Origin of the sequence: Candidatus Atelocyanobacterium thalassa isolate ALOHA (genome assembly GCF_000025125.1) — a bacterium.
Taxonomy (GTDB): Bacteria; Cyanobacteriota; Cyanobacteriia; order Cyanobacteriales; family Microcystaceae; genus Atelocyanobacterium; species Atelocyanobacterium thalassae.
On record NC_013771.1, the window covers coordinates 134,500 to 153,404 of the forward strand.

The 18,905-nt window shown below is 31.6% G+C and carries 19 protein-coding genes; 7 read left to right on the forward strand and 12 right to left on the reverse strand.

Features of this window, described 5'->3' with window-relative positions:
• Positions 1–11: 11 nt before the first annotated feature.
• Entirely contained in the window at positions 12–650 is a 639-nt protein-coding gene (locus UCYN_RS00575) for an ABC transporter ATP-binding protein (protein WP_012953543.1), read from the reverse strand.
• 191 nt (positions 651–841) lie between these two features.
• Between UCYN_RS00575 and UCYN_RS00580 the strand changes: the two genes are divergently transcribed.
• Together UCYN_RS00580 and mraY are read left to right on the forward strand one after the other, a co-directional pair.
• Positions 842–1,087, forward strand: a complete 246-nt coding sequence (locus tag UCYN_RS00580) for a DUF3134 domain-containing protein (RefSeq protein ID WP_012953544.1) — start codon at positions 842–844, stop codon at positions 1,085–1,087.
• 102 nt (positions 1,088–1,189) lie between these two features.
• The gene (gene mraY / locus UCYN_RS00585; RefSeq protein WP_081440570.1) at positions 1,190–2,290 is read left to right on the forward strand and encodes a phospho-N-acetylmuramoyl-pentapeptide-transferase; all 1,101 of its coding nucleotides are present in this window, start codon (positions 1,190–1,192) and stop codon (positions 2,288–2,290) included.
• Positions 2,291–2,322: 32 nt separating this feature from the next.
• Here the strand turns inward: mraY and UCYN_RS00590 are convergent, their stop codons facing one another.
• Entirely contained in the window at positions 2,323–3,120 is a 798-nt protein-coding gene (locus UCYN_RS00590; RefSeq protein ID WP_041487707.1) for a TlyA family RNA methyltransferase, read from the reverse strand.
• Between the two features lie 202 nt (positions 3,121–3,322).
• On the opposite strand from UCYN_RS00590, the gene dnaN reads away from it, so the two are divergent.
• Positions 3,323–4,498 carry a DNA polymerase III subunit beta gene (gene dnaN / locus UCYN_RS00595; RefSeq protein WP_012953547.1) on the forward strand — a complete coding sequence of 392 codons (1,176 nt, stop codon included), beginning with the start codon at positions 3,323–3,325 and terminating at the stop codon, positions 4,496–4,498.
• Positions 4,499–4,607: 109 nt separating this feature from the next.
• On the opposite strand, the gene menD is transcribed toward dnaN, so the two are convergent.
• The 9 genes from menD to UCYN_RS00640 all read right to left on the reverse strand — a co-directional run bounded on the left by menD (position 4,608) and on the right by UCYN_RS00640 (position 12,668).
• A complete protein-coding gene (gene menD, locus UCYN_RS00600; RefSeq protein WP_012953548.1) occupies positions 4,608–6,368 on the reverse strand; it encodes a 2-succinyl-5-enolpyruvyl-6-hydroxy-3-cyclohexene-1-carboxylic-acid synthase in 1,761 nt (586 codons plus the stop codon).
• A 361-nt stretch (positions 6,369–6,729) separates the two neighbouring features.
• Entirely contained in the window at positions 6,730–7,674 is a 945-nt protein-coding gene (locus UCYN_RS00605; protein WP_012953549.1) for a F0F1 ATP synthase subunit gamma, read from the reverse strand.
• A gap of 99 nt (positions 7,675–7,773) precedes the next feature.
• Positions 7,774–9,285, reverse strand: a complete 1,512-nt coding sequence (gene atpA / locus UCYN_RS00610; RefSeq protein WP_012953550.1) for a F0F1 ATP synthase subunit alpha — start codon at positions 9,283–9,285, stop codon at positions 7,774–7,776.
• 43 nt (positions 9,286–9,328) lie between these two features.
• Positions 9,329–9,886: an ATP synthase F1 subunit delta gene (gene atpH, locus UCYN_RS00615; protein WP_012953551.1), complete on the reverse strand. Its 558-nt coding sequence runs from the start codon at positions 9,884–9,886 to the stop codon at positions 9,329–9,331.
• On the reverse strand, positions 9,886–10,422 hold the full coding sequence (locus tag UCYN_RS00620) for a F0F1 ATP synthase subunit B (protein ID WP_012953552.1): 537 nt from the start codon (positions 10,420–10,422) through the stop codon (positions 9,886–9,888). Before UCYN_RS00620 ends, atpH begins: the two co-directional genes overlap by 1 nt.
• Before the next feature lie 29 nt (positions 10,423–10,451).
• Entirely contained in the window at positions 10,452–10,883 is a 432-nt protein-coding gene (locus tag UCYN_RS00625) for a F0F1 ATP synthase subunit B' (protein ID WP_012953553.1), read from the reverse strand.
• A gap of 74 nt (positions 10,884–10,957) precedes the next feature.
• Positions 10,958–11,203 (reverse strand): ATP synthase F0 subunit C, encoded by a 246-nt coding sequence (gene atpE / locus UCYN_RS00630; protein ID WP_012953554.1) that lies wholly within the window; start codon positions 11,201–11,203, stop codon positions 10,958–10,960.
• A gap of 254 nt (positions 11,204–11,457) precedes the next feature.
• Positions 11,458–12,210 (reverse strand): F0F1 ATP synthase subunit A, encoded by a 753-nt coding sequence (gene atpB, locus UCYN_RS00635; protein ID WP_041487708.1) that lies wholly within the window; start codon positions 12,208–12,210, stop codon positions 11,458–11,460.
• A gap of 38 nt (positions 12,211–12,248) precedes the next feature.
• Positions 12,249–12,668, reverse strand: a complete 420-nt coding sequence (locus tag UCYN_RS00640; protein WP_012953556.1) for an ATP synthase subunit I — start codon at positions 12,666–12,668, stop codon at positions 12,249–12,251.
• Positions 12,669–13,887: 1,219 nt separating this feature from the next.
• Between UCYN_RS00640 and UCYN_RS00645 the strand changes: the two genes are divergently transcribed.
• From UCYN_RS00645 to UCYN_RS00655, 4 genes are all read left to right on the forward strand, one after another.
• On the forward strand, positions 13,888–14,274 hold the full coding sequence (locus UCYN_RS00645; protein ID WP_012953557.1) for an AbrB family transcriptional regulator: 387 nt from the start codon (positions 13,888–13,890) through the stop codon (positions 14,272–14,274).
• A 195-nt stretch (positions 14,275–14,469) separates the two neighbouring features.
• A complete protein-coding gene (locus tag UCYN_RS06170) occupies positions 14,470–14,877 on the forward strand; it encodes a hypothetical protein (protein WP_012953558.1) in 408 nt (135 codons plus the stop codon).
• Complete coding sequence (locus UCYN_RS06175) at positions 14,855–15,373, forward strand: CPBP family intramembrane glutamic endopeptidase (protein WP_012953559.1); 519 nt, start codon at positions 14,855–14,857, stop codon at positions 15,371–15,373. The genes UCYN_RS06170 and UCYN_RS06175 overlap by 23 nt, the downstream gene beginning before the upstream one ends.
• Before the next feature lie 25 nt (positions 15,374–15,398).
• Positions 15,399–16,238, forward strand: a complete 840-nt coding sequence (locus UCYN_RS00655) for a metallophosphoesterase (protein WP_012953560.1) — start codon at positions 15,399–15,401, stop codon at positions 16,236–16,238.
• Positions 16,239–16,304: 66 nt separating this feature from the next.
• Here UCYN_RS00655 and pcrA read toward each other — a convergent pair whose 3' ends face one another.
• Positions 16,305–18,623: a DNA helicase PcrA gene (gene pcrA / locus UCYN_RS00660; protein ID WP_012953561.1), complete on the reverse strand. Its 2,319-nt coding sequence runs from the start codon at positions 18,621–18,623 to the stop codon at positions 16,305–16,307.
• Between the last annotated feature and the right edge of the window lie 282 nt (positions 18,624–18,905).

Consider the following 18,905-nt stretch of genomic DNA (forward strand, 5'->3'; position numbering starts at 1 on the left):
TAAAATTTTTTCTAACTGTTCATATTGACTTGTTCTAACTTTCCTTTATTAATTTTCCAACATTTATCAGCTATTGTTAATAACTCAGAAGGATCATGAGAAACAATTATTAAAGTCCAATGTCGTTTTAATTTAGATACTAAATTAATTAACTGTTTACGCATTGACCAATCTAAACCTGCTGTTGGTTCGTCCAATAATAATAAGTTAGGTTGACGAATTAGTTGAACTGCTAGAGCTAATCTTCTTTGCTGTCCACCACTAATATTGTGCGGAGAAGTGCTTAAGACGATATCCTGTAGACCTACTTCTTCTAAAGCAATTTCAATTTCCTCTCTAGTAATTTTTAAGTGACCTAATCTTAGTTCTTCTAAGATATTACTGCTGCAAAAATGGCGTTCAGGAAATTGAAAAACTAATCCTGATATTTGTTGTAACTCTGAATTAGTGATTTCTTGACCACTCCAAAAAATTTTTCCTTGGGTTTGCTCTACTAATCCTGCAAGAATTTCTAGCAATGTTGTTTTTCCGGAACCACTAGGACCAACAATAACACCTAATTGATTAAATCCTAATTCTAATGCAATAGATTTTAAAATAGGTTCAGCGGAGGCAGGAGGATGATATACGATGTCTTTAAGGTTAAGCATTAATGTGTATTCTAATAACAATTAGTTGTAAAAAGTAATTGCATATTTATTATGTCTAAAACAATAGTTCAAGAAGATTGTACGCGAATTTAAGCTTGTAGAAAAATAAAACTAGTTTTCAGTATTCTCAACTAATGTTAATATAATTAGTCTGAGTTATATAATTAATCTGAGTTATTAAATTAAACTTAATGTCTAAAGAAAGCTTTTTTGAAAGTCCAGCTATTAGCCAAGAAGCTCGATATGAGCCAGCCACCGTTATTCCCATTAAAAGAGACTCTTCTATTATTAATTGGTTAGAAGCAACAAATCGTTTAATCTACCGTGAGCAAGAAGAAATTAAGACGACTTCTGAAGAAGATGCAGAAATTTCTGATTTAATAGATGTCGATGAAAATTACGATGATGAGGATTTGAATTTGAACAGCAATGACTAGTATATAAGAGCTAAGTTGCTAAAATAGATAGGGAATTGCTTTTCCTGATCTTACACAATCTATTTTTAAGTTTAAAATATCAAATCTTTAGCTGTGAATAAAATATTCTCCTTTTCAATACTTATAAAAAAAATATTAGCAAATAATCTATTGATTTTGCTTATTTTGATAAATGTTCTTTTGGTTGGAAGTTTTGTCATATTAGATAATAAGAATATAAATTTTCATCATATCTTGACATTTCCATTAGGGCTTTCTCTGCTTATAAGTAGTCTTTTAGGTTATATTGCAGTTCCACTACTAAAAAGGTTAAAAATAGAGCAAGTCATACAAGAAGATGGTGTTAAAAAACATCTAAGTAAGGCAGGTACTCCAACAATGGGCGGAATATTTTTTATTCCAATCGCTATTTTAGTAACTTTAGTATGGTCTAACTTCTCTCTTATAACAATTACCATATCTCTTCTAACTCTAGCCTATATGTCTATTGGGTGGATTGATGATTGGTATATTTTAAGACGACAATCAAATTTAGGACTTTCTCCTCGTACAAAATTATTTTTGCAAATAACAGTAGCTATTGTTTTTTGTATATGGATAAAATCAACTCAAATAATAACAATGAACGAAATTATATTGCCTGGTAATATAATTTTAGAAGCAGGAATATTATTTTGGTTCTTATCCGTTTTTGTATTAGTTTCAGAAAGCAATGCAATTAACCTTACAGACGGAATTGATGGCTTAGCCGGAGGAACAGGAGCATTAACTTTTTTAGGACTAGGAATTATTATTTTAGACACTTCATCTGATCTCAGTATCTTTTGTGCTTGTATCGCTGGAAGTTGTTTAGGTTTTTTACTTCACAATAGCAATCCTGCTAAGGTATTTATGGGAGATACCGGCTCTCTAGCTTTGGGAGGAGCCCTTGCTGGAGTAGGAATTTTAAGTGGTCATTTTTGGGAGCTTTTTATCCTCAGTGGAATTTTTTTTATAGAATCTTTGTCTGTAATTATTCAAGTTACTTATTATAAGATGACCAAAGATAGTCAAGGGAAAGGAAAAAGACTTCTAATGATGGCACCTTTGCATCACCATCTAGAATTAGTAGGTTGGCCCGAAGGTAAGATCGTCAGAATATCATATCTAATTAATACAAGCTTAATTTTTTTAGTTGCAGTTTTATATAAATATTTTTTATAAGTCATTAATATATGATGGCACATCAGCATATACTATAAATATTGTGAACATATTGCTTCAACTTGATTTGAGAAATAATTCTGACTACCATAATCAGATCGTAACCATAGCAAATACTCAGTATTACCTGCAGGACCCTTAATAGGAGAATGAGTTAATCCGCAATATAACCATCCTAAACCATAAGAAACTTCTATTATTTTACAAATTGCTTCGCAGTGATCTTTTAAATCACGAACAACTCCGTTTTTTCCTATCTTAGATTTACCAACTTCAAATTGTGGTTTAACAAGCAATATAACCTCTTTTGGACTAGTCAAAAGTCTTGACAAAGGTTCTAAAATTTTAGTTAACGAAATAAAAGAAACATCTACAACTCCTAAGTTAGCTTGGATATTTTTTTCGTATAAAATATCAGGAGTAAGATAACGAATATTTGTTCTTTCCTTTAAGAATATTCTTTTATTTTGTCTTAATGACCAAGCAACTTGTCCGTATCCTACATCTATTCCATATACTAAACGAGCCCCTGACTGTAACAAACAATCACTAAAGCCTCCTGTTGAAATACCCCCATCAAGACATATCCTATCCACTACAGAAACCTGAAAAGTTTTAAGAGCTTTTTCAAGTTTTTTCCCTCCGCGCGAAACATATGGAGGTTTAATCTTTACCTCAATTTCAGCTTTTATATTAATTTCTGTCCCAGGTTTGTCAATAATTCTTTGATTAATTTTAACTTCTCCAGCACGAATGCATCTTTGTGCTTGCTGACGAGAAGTGTATAAGTTTTTCTCTACTAGAAGAATATCAAGTCGTTTTTTCAAGATATATGATTATAAGCTTAGCTATCTAATTGTAAAAAGAAAATATTATTTAGACAAATATTAGTTTCAAAGTTTTTCTAATTCTTTTGATATGATTCATGTAAAAATCAATAAATTAATGATTAAGACAGTTGTTATATAATATAAGTAAGAACAAAATAATTAAAAATATAATTTACATTTAATTAACCTAATTAATTTAAATATGAAATTTGTTTGCAGCCAAAATGATTTTAGCAATAACTTATCTCTGGTTAGTCGAGCAGTTCCTACTCGACCTACTCATCCTATTCTAGCAAATGTCCTGATGGTTGCAGATATCGTAAAACAAAAAATTAGCCTAACTGCATTTGATCTAAGTCTTGGTATCGAAACTAGCTTTGATGCTAATATCAGTGAAGGAGGCCAAACAACTCTACCAGCAAAATTACTTAATGATATTGTATCTCGATTACCAGAAGGGGAAATAAGCCTTATAAGTGAGGAGACAAAAGATAACCAGACAAATTTACTATATCTTAAATCAGCATCAGGTAAGTTTCAAATAAGAACAATAAGTGCGGACGAATTTCCTCCTTTACCAATGATTGAAAATGATGATTTTATTGAATTACCTACTATTACGATAACCGAAGGATTAAGAGGTGTATTGTTTGCATCAAGTAATGATGAACTTAAACAAGTACTAACTGGAGTTCATTTAAAGGGAACTGCTGATAGTTTAGAATTTGCTGCAACAGATGGGCATAGATTATCAGTAGTAGAGGCTATGTTCTCTTCAGAAATCGATAATAAGAAAGAACAAACTCTTAAAACTAAAAATTCAAATGAATTTTCAGTTACAATTCCTGCAAAAGCTTTGAGAGAATTAGAGAAAATTATTCATAATAATAATGATTTTGAAGTTATTCAATTGCAAATAGATGATCTGCAAGTCATATTTTATTTAGGAAAACAGAAGTTAACTATTCGTAAATTGGATGGAAATTATCCAAAATATAGTATGCTGATACCACAAAAGTTTGAGCATGTTATAAGTTTAGATAGAAAAAATTTCTTAAATAGTCTTGAGAGAGTGGCTGTTTTAGCAAGTCAAAAAAATAATTTAGTAAAATGTGTCTTTAATAATAAAAAACAAATTATTCTTTTATCTGTAGAGACTCAAGATCTGGGTAGTGCTGAAGAATCAATTGAAGCAAAAATAACAGGAGAAAGTGGTGATATAGCTTTCAATATCAAGTACTTAATGGATGGTTTAAAAGCTCTATCAACTAAAGAAATAAAAATGCAACTTAACGAAGGAAATAAACCAGTAATTTTTAATCCTTTAGGTGGTTTGAAAATGACATACTTAGTGATGCCAGTTCAAATGGTTAAATAAATATTCAAAATAATATTAATTACTACACAGTTTATAAGTTTTTCATATTCTAATATTGACTTAGGATATTTTTCTATAATTTATTCACTACTAAAGAATATTTTTAAATTTAATCTGTAAATTTAGAAATATTATTTTGAAACCAACTAGCATCTTCTTCTCGTTTGATAGTTAGTTCTAAAACACGTACTCCAAAAGTAGGTAAAGGATTTAGTAATTCTTGTAGATGTCGCCAATCTTGAATATTAATATGTTGAATATCATAAGTGTTACAAAGTTTTGCAAAATCAATATTTTGGGGAGTTGCAAAATAATCTTCAAACAAGAGTTTATCCTTAGAAATGGGTAACATTTCAAAAATACCTCCTCCATTGTTATTTATTAAAATAATAGTCAAATGTCCTTTAAATTTTTTACTAACAAGGAACCCGTTTGTATCGTGTAAAAGAGCTAAGTCTCCAGTAACTAGAATGTTGTTGCTGCTATTTTGAGCCATCCCTAAGGCACTGGACAAAGTGCCTTCTATTCCATTAGCACCTCGGTTAAAATATGGTATTAATTCTTTGTTGTTAGGAAACCAAAAAGATTCTGCATAACGCACCGACATACTATTAGCAATAAAGATATTAGTCTGGAGAGGTAATATCGTAGAAAGGATAAAAGGTAATTTTGCTTGCAACATTAAATCTATTCCAGTAAAAGTTGACTGAATATTTTTGTTAACATTATCATTTATTATTTTCCATCTTTTCAAATATTCTGAGTTTGATTTTGTAGACATAGTATTTTTTATATTTCTTAGATCTAAATTTTCAACAGAAGAATAAATTGAAAAACTATGATTGTGAAGTGGATCAAAGTTATCTGAAGAGCTATCAATTAACCAATATCGAGCTTGAGTTTGTTCTAACCATTTTCGTAGTCTTTTGCTGGTAGGAAACTGTCCAAACTGAATTACTATATCTGGTTTTAGAGATTCCTTTAGTTTTGGATTACATAAAATGACATCGTAAGTATTAATTAAATTAGGATTTTTATTTGCAAAATTTCTTAACGGAGACAAAGCTTCTGCCAGAATTGGATAATTTAAAAATCTAGAAATAAAAGCAATATTTTTACAGTAAAGAGATGGATTTGTAGAATTATTTACTCCTGCAATAATAATTCCTTTTTTAATAGATCTCCATTTATTTAAATAATTAAATATGTCAAATTTACAGTAATTGCTTGAAGATACTCTACTATCTTCATTAATATCTAAAAAAAAGTCCTTAAAATATTTCTTAAAGGAGAGTAACTCAATTTCTGGTTGAGTGAATGGTGCTAAAGGTTCACGGAAAGGACAGTTTATATGAACAACACCTTTATTAGGAAGAAAAGATTTGTTCCAGGAAGAAATTATGGTTTGTCTTAAATAACTTAATAGTTTTATTTCTATGAGAGGTAAAGATAACTCAGTATACCAATTACAATAACTACCATATAGTTTAACTTGATCAATTGCTTGTCCAGCATGGCAATCCCTCAATTCTGGAGGACGATCAGCTGTTAAGATTATTAGCGCAGTTTTACTTTCCCTGGCTTCAATAACAGCTGGATAAAAATTTGCTCCCGCTGTTCCCGAAGTACAAATTAAAACAACAGGTAGACGAGAACGCTTTGCTATACCTAATGCGAAAAAAGATGCTGATCTCTCATCCAAAATTGGTATGGTTTCTATTTTAGGGTGATTGGCGAATGCTACAGTAAGAGGAGTTGAACGAGATCCAGGACAAATAATAGCCGTTTTTAAGCCTAAATTAGATAAGGTTTCTGCAATTATAGAAGACCATAAAGTATTAATATTGCGAAAATCAAGATTTTTTATCAATTTCTTACACCTAAAATCTATTACAATTTTTTTTTCTCCTAAAAGAGTTCGTCACGAAATCTTTAGTTTTTGATTTCAAGCTTTTTAATTTTAAGTACCAAATTTATTTATGGAGTATTTACTATTAATAAAAAATTAAGTATATATTTAATCTATTTGCCATACAAAATAAATATTCCCTTACTTTAATTATTAAAAATAAGATTCAGATTATTATAAAAATGACACTTTTAAAGTTTCTATTTTCTGGTTAGATAAAGTATTTTGAGTAATTTATTTCCATCTATTAATTAAAATAAAAAGGCGTTTAGAATAATTCTAAATGCCTTATACTTTCAATATTATAGATTCTAAATATAGTCTATAATGCATTTGCTCCAGCAACTACTTCCATTAATTGCTGAGTGATTGATGCTTGACGAGCCTTATTGTATGACATTGTTAGAGACCCAGCTAGTTGAGTAGCATTCTCACTAGCATTACTCATCGCAGTCATCCTGGCTGCCAATTCACTAGCAGCTGATTCCTGTAGTGCTCTGAGCAACTGGTTATTAATATATAAAGGCAATAAAGCATCTAAAATTTGAACTGGATCTTGTTCAAAAATCATGTCTTGAGACAAGTTATGAACAGGTTTCTCTATTGTTTGTCGTTCAACTTGAAATTCACCTTCACGAGTTATTAAACGAAAAATCTCATCGTCTTCAGGTTCTAAGCCTTGTAAATTTAAAGGAGCTAAGGTTTGTACAACTGGACTAGAGTTAATCAAAGAAACAAAACGAGTATAAACTAGTTCAACTCGGTCTACAGTTTCTGATAGAAATAATGATATTAACTCATCAGCAATAGGCATTGCGTCATCACTTGTGGGAATTTGCTCCAAACCTATGTATTTAGCCTTTACAGATATTTTACGTTTTGAGAAATATTGAGTAGATTTACGTCCGATGGTTATCAAGCAGGGATTGATTCCTTTATCTTGCAATTCCTTAATGCGTTTCTCTGCTCGACGGATAACGTAGCTATTATAGCCTCCACATAATCCTCGATCTCCTGAAATTACTACAATCGCTACAGTTTTTACTGCTCTCTGTTTTAATAGAGATAAATCAACATCCCCATATTTCAGACGATTTAGTAAATTGTAAAGAACATTAGCTAAAATATTAGCGAAAGGCCTAGTAGAAACAACTCTCTCTTGAGCACGGCGAACTTTGGCTGCTGCCACCAAACGCATGGCTTCAGTAATTTTTTTGGTATTTTTGACCGAGTCAATACGATCTCGGATAGCTTTAAGATTAGCCATAATATTTAGTAATTATTTATCGGACTCTCATCATTTTGGATCTTCAGCTAATGTTTTAGCTTTTAAGTAAAGGTAAACATTGAGTTTACCCTTACTTAATTAAGCAGCAAACGCTTGTTTGTATTCTGCAATTGCTTCTTTTAGCAATTTTTCTGCTTCATCGGTAAGTTTTTTCTCACCTTTGACAATTTCAACGTATTTAGGCTTGCTACTAGCTATGTATTCTCTTAACCCAATAGAAAATTCCAGAGCTTTCTCTACTGGTATCTCATCAATATGACCATTCAAACCAGCATAGGCGATAGATACTTGTTCCCAAACAGCAAGAGGAGAGTTTTCAGATTGCTTTAAAATTTGGCGTAATCTTTGACCCCGTGCAAGCTGAGATTGAGTTGCTGCATCAAGATCAGACGCAAACTGAGAAAAAGCTTCTAGTTCTGCAAACTGAGCTAACTCTAACTTTAATTTACCTGCAACCTGCTTCATCGCTTTTGTCTGAGCAGCGGATCCAACTCTACTAACAGAGATACCTGCGTTAATAGCAGGACGGAAGCCTGAGTTGAATAAATCGCTGGAAAGAAATATTTGTCCATCTGTAATAGAAATTACATTGGTTGGAATATATGCTGACACATCTCCAGCCTGAGTTTCAATTACAGGTAGAGCGGTCATACTACCTTCACCAAGTTCTGGACTAAGTTTAGCTGCTCTTTCTAACAGGCGAGAATGAATGTAGAAAACATCGCCAGGATAAGCTTCTCTTCCTGGTGGACGACGTAATAATAAAGATAATTGACGATAAGCCTGTGCTTGTTTTGTCAAATCATCATAAATAACTAAGGTATGTTTTCCTTTATACATGAAAAATTCTGCTAAACTTGCTCCTGTGTAAGGTGCGAGATATTGTAGAGTAGCAGGATCATTCGCATTGGCTGCAACTACTATAGTGTAGTCCATTGCACCTTTTTCTTCCAAAACTCCAATGACTTGTGCTACGGTAGAAGCTTTTTGTCCAATCGCAACATAAACACAAATTACATCTTCAGATTTTTGGTTGATTATGGTGTCAATCGCAATAGCAGTTTTTCCTGTTTTACGATCACCAATGATTAATTCCCGTTGTCCTCTACCAATAGGAATCATTGCATCAATAGCTGTAATTCCAGTTTGTAAAGGCTCACATACTGATTTTCTAGCAATAATGCCAGGAGCAGTAGACTCAATTAATCTATATTCTGATGCCTTAATATCTCCTTTACCGTCAATTGGACGACCTAAAGAGTCAACCACCCGACCAACCATAGCTTCCCCTACAGGAACTTGGGCAATTTTTCCAGTAGCTTTAACAGTACTACCTTCCTGAATATCTAAGCCGGTCCCCATTAAAACGGCCCCAACGTTATCTTCTTCTAAGTTAAGAGCAATCCCAATCGTTCCGTCTTCAAATTCCAACAATTCTCCTGCCATAGCTTGCTCTAAGCCATGTATCCGAACAGTCCCATCTCCAACCTGAAGAACAGTTCCTACATTGGAGACTTGAACACTTTGATCATAAGATTCAATTTGTTGGCGAATAATACTACTAATTTCGTCAGGTCTGATACTAACCATAATGGGGTTTTTTAACAATTGAATGAACTACAATGAGAGAAAATTATAAGGTTCCGCTAAGACTTACGCTTATGCGCCGTAACTGACCTCGAAGACTAGCATCAAATACTTGGGAGCCAATTTTGATAATGAATCCTCCAATTAAGTCAGGATCCTTACCTATCTCCATTTCTACTGATTCAGCCCCAGTCAAACCTTTAATTTTATCGCTAATGGCAGAACGCTGCTCCTCGCTTATTTCAGTTGTAACAGTCACTTTAGCGAGAACAGTGTTAGTTAATTTTCTTGCCAAATCTATATATCTTTGACAAGTAGCTTCAAGTAAAGCGATTCTACGCTTTTCTATTAGAAGCATCACAAAATTACGGAAATATTGATGAGTATTTTTCCCAAGTATCTTGTTTAGTACAGACTTTTTATCCTCATCTTTAATAACAGGAGAGCTAATGAAAGCTCTTAGCTCCGAGGAATCTTTCAGAATCTGCAAGACGGTTTTACAGTCTTGTTCAACTAATCTTGTGATTTTATGGGATTCGGCAATAGACATCATAGCTTGAGCATAGGGCTCTGCAATTTCTGCATTAACTAGTGATCCTTTCACTACGAACCTCCTAACCGATCAATATTACGGTTAATAAGTGTTTGTTGAACATTATTATCAACTTTAGATTTCAATTGCTCCTCTGCTTTAACAATAGCTTGTTCTGCAATTTGTTTTTTTAACTGCGCAATTACTCGTTCTTGCTCAGATGAAAGATCCGCAGCAGCAGTTTCCTTAAGACGTGCAATGTCTTTTTCGTTCTGTGCCAAGATTTCAGCTTTAATAGCTACAGCCCTCTCTTGAGCAGCTTTATGAATTCTTTCTGCTTCAATTTGAGCTTGAGCTAATCTTTTTTCTTCTTGAGCTAAAGAAGTAATTGCTTGCTGTTGTTTCTTTTCAGCTTCTTGAATAGACAGAGCTATGGAATTGTGCCTTTCAGCGAGGGTATCTTTTATAATCTTACTTCCATAAAATACTAAGATACCAACAAGAATGGCTAGATTGAAAATGTTACTTTCCAAAAAATCGAAATGAAACCCAATTAAGGGGCCACTTTCAGCGTGACTTTCAGCAACTAATAATAAAGAATCGATCATACCGGTTTATCACCCAAAGGACGGCGTCGTTACTTGATTAACTTTGGACCTAAAAGTTTTTCTAAAATTTGATGACTTAATATGTCAACCTGTTTTTCTAGAACTTTTAGGGCATCTTGGCGCTGTTGCGCAATCTCTTTAGCAACAGCTTCTTTCTTAATTTGGGCTTCTTGTTGAGCAATAACAATTGCTTCACTGGCAATTTTTTTAGCCTCTGATTGAGCAGAAATAACAACCTCTTGAGACTTCTTTCTTGTCTCTGATAATTGTTGTTCGTACTGGGCAGCCAGTTCTCTAGCTTTCTCTAAATGCTCTTTTCCACCTATTTCTTGCTGACGGATATAGTCAGCTCGTTTATCTAGTACCTCATTAAGAGGCTTATAAAAAGTGGCGTTTAGAATAATTACTAATAGGATAAATTGCAATGCCATAACTGGCAAAGTTGCGTCAAAATCAAACATAACTTACTCAACTAGGTCTTTTATTTTATGATTGAGAGGCAGCCATGTAGCTACCTCTATTAACCGACTAAATCCTAAATGAAGGGATTAGCAAATAAGAGAACAAGAGAAATTACTAGACCATAGATGGTCAAAGATTCCATAAAAGCTAAAGTTAAAAGTAGAGTTCCACGAATTTTTCCTTCAGCTTCTGGCTGACGAGCAATCCCAGAAACAGCTTGACCTGAAGCGTTACCCTGACCTATACCAGGTCCAATAGCAGCTAAACCAACAGCTAGGGCAGCAGCGATAACAGAAGCGGCAGCAATAGTAGAATCCATGTTAATTCTTCCTCGATTTTATTGATGAAACAAATTACGAGCTAATTGTCAACTTAAATAACTTAGGAGTATAAGTTTTGAAGCAAGACTAAAATATTCAATTCTGTCTCTATAAACTCCCAATAAGTAAGAATCTGAGTTAATGATGGAAACTTTATATCCATCTCCTCTGTCTATTGTCTTACGTTTTGGTCATTTTTGCTTAACAGATATTTTTCTTTTTAACAGTCTGCTTAGCCAAGACCTTACTCTTATTAGTGTTCTTCTTCCTCTTCTGATTCGATTGCTTCATGTATATAAGCTCCGGCTAGGGTGGCAAATACTAAAGCTTGAATCGCACTAGTGAAAAGTCCTAGTGCCATTAATGGTAATGGCACTAGCAGAGGAACAAGAAATACAAGTACTCCTACTACTAGCTCATCAGCTAAGATATTACCAAATAGACGAAAACTCAAAGAAAGAGGCTTGGTAAAGTCTTCTAAGATTTTAATAGGTAACAGAATAGGAATAGGCTGAATATAGTTAGCAAAATAACCTAAACCTTTTTTACTAAGACCTGCGTAAAAGTAAGCTAAGGAAGTTAAAAGTGCTAATGCAACAGTTGTATTAATGTCATTAGTAGGAGCAGCTAATTCACCCTCTGGAATTTCTATAAGTTTCCATGGAATTAAAGCTCCTGACCAATTAGAAACAAAAATAAACAAAAACAGTGTCCCAATGAAGGGTAACCATTGTCTATAATGTTTTTCTCCGAGTTGGTTCTTAGCCAAATCTCGTAGAAATTCTAAAACATACTCCATAAAATTTTGCATCCCACTAGGAACTCGTTGAATATTACGAGTTGCAGATAAAGATGCAATAACCAATAGGGCGATGACAAACCAGGAAGCAAGAAATACTTGCCCATGTAACCTCAGATTGCCAATTTCCCAGTACCAGTGCTTACCAACTTCTAAGGCAGCAAGGGATAAGGTGTTTGAAATGTGTAAACCATGTAACATTGTCATTGGGTAGAATTTACCAAATCTGGTCACTGAATGGAATCTTAATCGCTCTTTTGTGCTGGAACCATTACATTCTGTATGGTATAAGCAATTATGGCGATCTTATAAGTCAAAAATCCCAAGAAGACTGGGACAATGTAAAGTTTTTGCCATTGACTAGCCACGATGATCATAGCTGCAATTAGAATTAATCCTTTTTTACCTAGTTTTTGCTGTGAGGTTCCAACTTTCTCTACTTCTTTCGCTAATATTTTTAGATAAACGATTCCTACAAGAGCTCCTAGTAAGTAATTAAGAGCCAAAAGCAAGGAATGAAATATCCAGACACATGTGAAGATGATTATTGTAAGTACTATACTTAGCAACATAAGCGTACGCTGCAACTGATAGTAATCCTTCATAAAATCTGTCTGAATTGTTTCCGTATCAGAAGCTTGAGAAATAGACCTGGTTGATTGCATACAGTTACAGGTTTTTATTTAACTAAAAGTTAGCCTATCTTTAAAATCAAAGCTAATTTAAGTTTGTAATTCTAAGTGAGCTTCGTAAGAGAATACAATAATTGCAAATTATTAAATATTCCTTACTACTTTATCTATCGTGTTAGAAAAAGCTTTATAGCGAGTCATTGTTAATAATATCATGTTGATGTAACAACATGAATAGAGGTACTGAGCCAATAAAAATAAGTTAAGGAAGTATTAAACATCTAAATATAAAATACTGGGAAAGTATGATAAATATTAAGCGAATAATAATCATATAAAATTAAAGTACAGATACGCATAATTTTTAATTAGTTAAACCAAATATTTCTATACAATAATTTCTAGAAAGCAAACATAGTTTAGACAACGTAATATATTCTACATTTTGAACAATGAGCTACTAAGAATTACTTAGGCAATAATTTTTATCATTTTGCACAATCATTTATAAAAATATTTAAAGTTTTTAGTTTTAAAAATAAAATTACTTACAAATACCTCAGTTTTACAGAATTAATTTACTCAAAAAAGTTAATTTACCTTCCTAGGTTGAAATACTACATATCTTTACTTTTTAAAAATAACTTGTAGCATTAAAATTTCAATAATGTATTAAATTATTAAACATAGATTAGATGTTATTTATGAAATTTGACAACCTATCTTATTTTAAAAACTTGTAATATCTCTTTAAACAAATTAAGTTTTAAAGTACAGCTAACTCAATTTTATTCCATTAAGTTTTAAGTATTGAGTATAGAATTCTAACAATGCTCCATTATAGGGTTTATAAAAGTATTGTACAGCAGTAATAAAAGTAGCTTGAGAAAAAGTTAAGTGTTATTTATCTTACTTTTTATTTTATCGTTTTGAAAGTTTTTTTTACTTTCCTAATATTCCAGAGATCTATGTCTAGGGTGAGGTTTTAGAATTCTTAAAATAAATTTTATTCTTTTTATTTGTTAACTCAGTTACTAGTATTATTGAAGAATCAAAATAAAAACTTAATTATATGGTTAAGCTACCTATATTTATTTTGATTCTTTAAAGAGAAGAATATTAAGTTGATAATTATGTATTTTTTTTATTTGAATTTAAAGATTTAAAGTTATATTTTTGATATGATAGCTAGTGATTAATTATATTAATCACTAGCTATCACTAATGCACATTCAAAGGACATTGAGAAAATATGACCAATGCAAATTCTACTCCCTTAATGGGAAAAGCCTTACTTCAAAAGGTAAAAGAATTATCACATAAACCTCGAAGAGAAACTGCTAAAGAGTGTGGATACTATTCAGTAACAAAAGACGGACAAATTCGTGTTAATTTAACTGATTTTTACGATGCAGTTTTAGGAGCTAAAGGAGTTCCCTTAGAGCCTGGCTCTAACAAAGATGGACGAGGACGTGAACCTACATTTCGTGTTAGCGTTCACAAAAATGGTCAAATTGTTATTGGTTCTACTTATACCGAACAAATGGGACTAAAACCCGGTGATGAATTTGAGATCAAACTTGGTTATAAACATATTCATCTAAAACAAGTTGAGGTTGAAGAAAAAGATGTTACTTAAATTATTTTCAATCTCAATAAATGTAGATGATATTGTTAACTAGGATAAAAGAAGATAGTCATTAGCCTTAGACAATAAATAGGATTAATGACTAAGGAACGAAAAAGAATGCTTAATATCTAAATTTTGAGATATGTCTCCAAAAATAGTATGTGTTATTGTGAATAAAAAATTAATCTATAAATACGCTCCACAATGTTATTAAGAGCAGTACAAGATAGCTTAGGCTTTATTCTAAATCGTATTAAATGGGAAGTGGTATCATCTTCCCTCTTCATTGAACAATTATCGATATCTTTTAAGACTTTTCCCAGTGAGATTAAAATTACTCTCTTAATACTCACTTGGTTTATTATCTGGCTACCTATTGCTATTTTTGTAAGTAAAAAGATTGTTTGGAAACCACTTGAACCATTAAAACCTAATCAAAAAATATTACTACTGAGTTCTTTATATTTACTAGTTCCTGTCTTAATATTTTTAATATTAATTTTAGATGATAAATCTTTAGCTAATTATGGATTAGTTCTCAACTATAAATTTTTAATTGATTTTTTTCTAGGCTTATTTATAAGCTTTATTGAGTTTAATAATTTTATTTAAAATAGAAGAGAAGTTTAATTATCTAAAATGGAATTTCGAAAATAAAGCTATATTAAAGAAAATCTTATTACCTACTCTAAGTTTAGTTCTATGGATAGGATTGACAGAAGAATTGGTTTTTAGAGGATTGATACAAACAATTTTAGAAGATGATCATAATATATTAATAGCAGCTATTATTTGTAATGTAGTTTTTATGTTACTTCACTTAATTTGGGAAAGAGAAGAAACTATTCCTCAATTACCCGGACTATGGTTAATGGGTATGGTCTTAACAGAAGCAAAATGGTTCTATGGTAGCCTGGGCATGCCTTGGGGATTACATGCAGGATGGATTCTTGGAATATCTTTATTAGAATCTGCAAAATTAATTACATATACAGACTCAGCAGGTAACTATATAGTCGGAGTTAAGCAAAAACCTTTAGCAGGTATTATGGGAATTTTATCTTTGTTGATTACTGCAATAATTTTATGGTGTCTCACCATGTTTTAAGATAAATCATAGAGGATATAAAATTATGCTTATTCAATTTTATAAAAATTTTCTCAATATTGAGAAAATTACAATTCCAATTACAGGTTTACCTCATTCTCTAAACCAAGTAAAAATTATCCAATTATCAGATTTTCATTACGATGGAATTTCTCTTTCTACTTCATTACTTATGAAAGCAATCCAACTAAGTAATGCAGAAAAACCAGATCTTATCTTGTTAACAGGAGATTATATTACTAACTCAACTAATTCTGTTAATAAATTGGCTTCACAGCTAAATTTATTAACAAGCAAAAAAGGAGTTTATGCAGTTTTAGGAAACCATGATACTTTACATGAAAACGAGAAAAAATTCATAACACAAGCATTCAGTCATGTAGATATTAAAGTTCTTTGTAATGAAATTGCTTACCCTTTAGGAGAATATTTACCAATAGTAGGATTAGCAGATTATTGGTCGCAAGAATTTAATCCTGAAGCTGTTATGCAAAAATTATCTCCATCACAGCCTCGATTAGTTCTATCCCACAATCCTGATACAGCAAGTATTTTAAAAAAATGGCGTGTTGATTTACAGTTATCAGGGCATACTCATGGCGGACAGATTATCATTCCAGGTTTTGGACCATGTTTAATGTTATTTCAAAAAATACATAAAAGAATTCCTCGTAAGTTACAAAGATATTTTCCTTTAGCTAAATATAGCTTAAGTATTGTAAAAAATTGGAAATGGGGTTTGGGATTGCATAGTATAGGTAAGAATAAACTATATGTAAATCGAGGGTTAGGAACATATTCACCAGGAAGATTTTTCTGTTCTCCAGAACTTACTATAATTACATTAATCAATAGTATTGATTAATGTAATTATATTAAAAATCATATGTCTATATGGTAAGTTGTTATATTTAAAGTGCAATTATCTTTACTAGAAAATTTTAGTAACTGAATTTGTACTAGGATCAATGATTTTTCTTCCCAAATTTTTAAATTTAATAGCTAGATTCACTTTTTTTTCTGATCCTAAAACATGTGTGACTTCACCCTCTCCAAAACTATAGTGTACTAAATGGTCACCAACTGCCCATTTAGTATTATTGTCCATAGAGTTGTTCTTTTTCCATGAAGATTTTTCAGGAATTATATTTGTATGGTTATCTATTAAATTTTGAGGAATTTCCTCCAAAAACTGTGAAACGATTTTAGTTTCTTTTGATCCCCATACGGATCGTTCCCTAGCATAGGTTATAAATAACTTTTCTTGTGCACGAGTTATTCCTACATAGCATAAACGTCTTTCTTCTTCTAAAGACAGAGGATTATTAAGGCTACGAATATGTGGCAAAGTTCCTTGTTCCAAGCCTACTAAAAAAACAACAGGAAATTCTAACCCTTTTGCAGAATGTAATGTCATAAGAGATACTTTATTGTTTTCATTTTCTAAATTATCTAAATCAGAAGCAAGAGATGCATTAGTTAAATAGCCTTGTAAACTAGGATCATTATTTTCCTCTCGATATTGATTCATAGCATTATATAGTTCTTGAAGATTTTCTAATCTATTATCTGACTCTTCTGTTTCCTTTCTTTTTAAATCATCTATATATCCTGATTTCTGCATTACTTGATTAAAAATATCCGTAGATACTAACTCAGTTGATTTTTCTTGTAATTTTTTAATCATATGTACAAAATTAAGAACTGCTTTTGAAGATTTTCCTGTTAAAGTTTTCACAGAAGTCTCGTCAATAAGTATTTCCCATAAGGAAGTTTTTAGTTCTTGAGAGGCTTTTAATAACAAGTCAATAGTTGTTTTTCCAATACCACGACGAGGAGAGTTGATAACTCTTAAAAGACTTACAGTATCATAGGGGTTAACAATTAAGCGTAAATATGCTACCGAATCTTTAATTTCTTGACGATCATAAAATTTAAATCCTCCTACAATAGTATAAGGAATGCTTTTACGGACCAAAATATCTTCAAATGGTCTAGATTGAGAATTAACTCTATACAAAAAAGCAATGTCTTTCCAACTTAATTCAGAATTTATACTTATTAGTTCCTGGATTTTACTAATGACAAACTCTGCTTCTATATGTTCGTCATCTGCTTTATAACAATAAATTTTTTCGCCTTTGCCTCTTGTTGCTTTAAGAGTTTTATCAATACGTTGACTATTCTTATATATGAGATTATTGGCTGCGACTAATATATTTTCTGTTGATCTATAATTATTTTCCAGTTTTATCATAGTTTTAGTGTCGTCATCTGGCAAACCATCTCCAAATTCAGCCTGAAAATTGAGCAAAATTGTAAAATCAGCCATCCGAAAACTATAAATAGATTGATCTGCATCTCCTACGACAAAAATGGACCGATTTTTCCAATTCCAGCTATTCTTATTTATTTTTCCATTTGTTGTTAATAATTGTATTAACGTATATTGAATTCTGTTTGTATCCTGATATTCGTCAACTAGAATGTGCTTAAACTGAGAATGCCAATAACCTAAAACAGACTTATTATCTTGAAATAAGCATACTGGAATTAAAATTAAATCATCAAAATCTAGGGCATTATTTTCAGCAAGTTGAGTTTGATATTCGTCATAAATTTCTGCAATAACGCGTCCTTTTGAGTAAGAGTGCTCTTTTAAATATTCTTCAGGAGACAAACCTAAATTTTTAGCACTACTTATAGCGTAGCGAATTGCTCTAGGATTAAAAGTTTTTTCATCTAAATTAAATTGTTTTAAGATTATATTTTTTAAAATATTTTGAACATCAGATTCATCAAAAATAGAAAAATTTCTATCCCACTTTCTTTTCTTACTATCTTGATATTTATTGATATCGTAACGCAGAATCCTTGCGCACAAACTATGAAAAGTACCTATCCATAATTGTTTTGTAGTTTTTTTATAAATAAAGGAAAGTAGTTTTTTTTGATTAAATTCTGACAGAGAATCAAACGGTTGTTTATAATTTTTTGAAGAAATTTCTTGAGCAAGCAGCTTATCAAGTCGATCTTTCATTTCTTTTGCTGCTTTATTTGTAAACGTTACAGCAAGAATAGATTCAGGATTAACTTTATTGTAAATAATTAAGTTTGCGATCCTATAAGTAAGTGCACGTGTTTTACCTGATCCAGCTCCTGCAATAACTAGAAGAGGACCACAAAAATGTTCTACAGCACAACGTTGAGAATGATTTAATTTAGAAAGGAAATCGGCAGAAGTAGTCATAAAGATTTAAAAATCAAATGCTATTGTCTGATTTTTTAATTGTAGCTTTAGCAATCTAATTTGTTAATAATTTAGACTAAAATAATTACAGATGCTCAGCCTAACACATTAAGTAAAAGAAAAGTTTTTGTTTACACTAAGATTCATAAATCAAAATGTAAATTTTCCCCTACAATAGAAGAAGCGGAAACAATTGTTTCCGTTCACTCCTCACACCACACTCCGTCCGGCAATGTTCGGACGGTTTCTTATTAAATAATAATCTATAAAATTTAAGTAAAT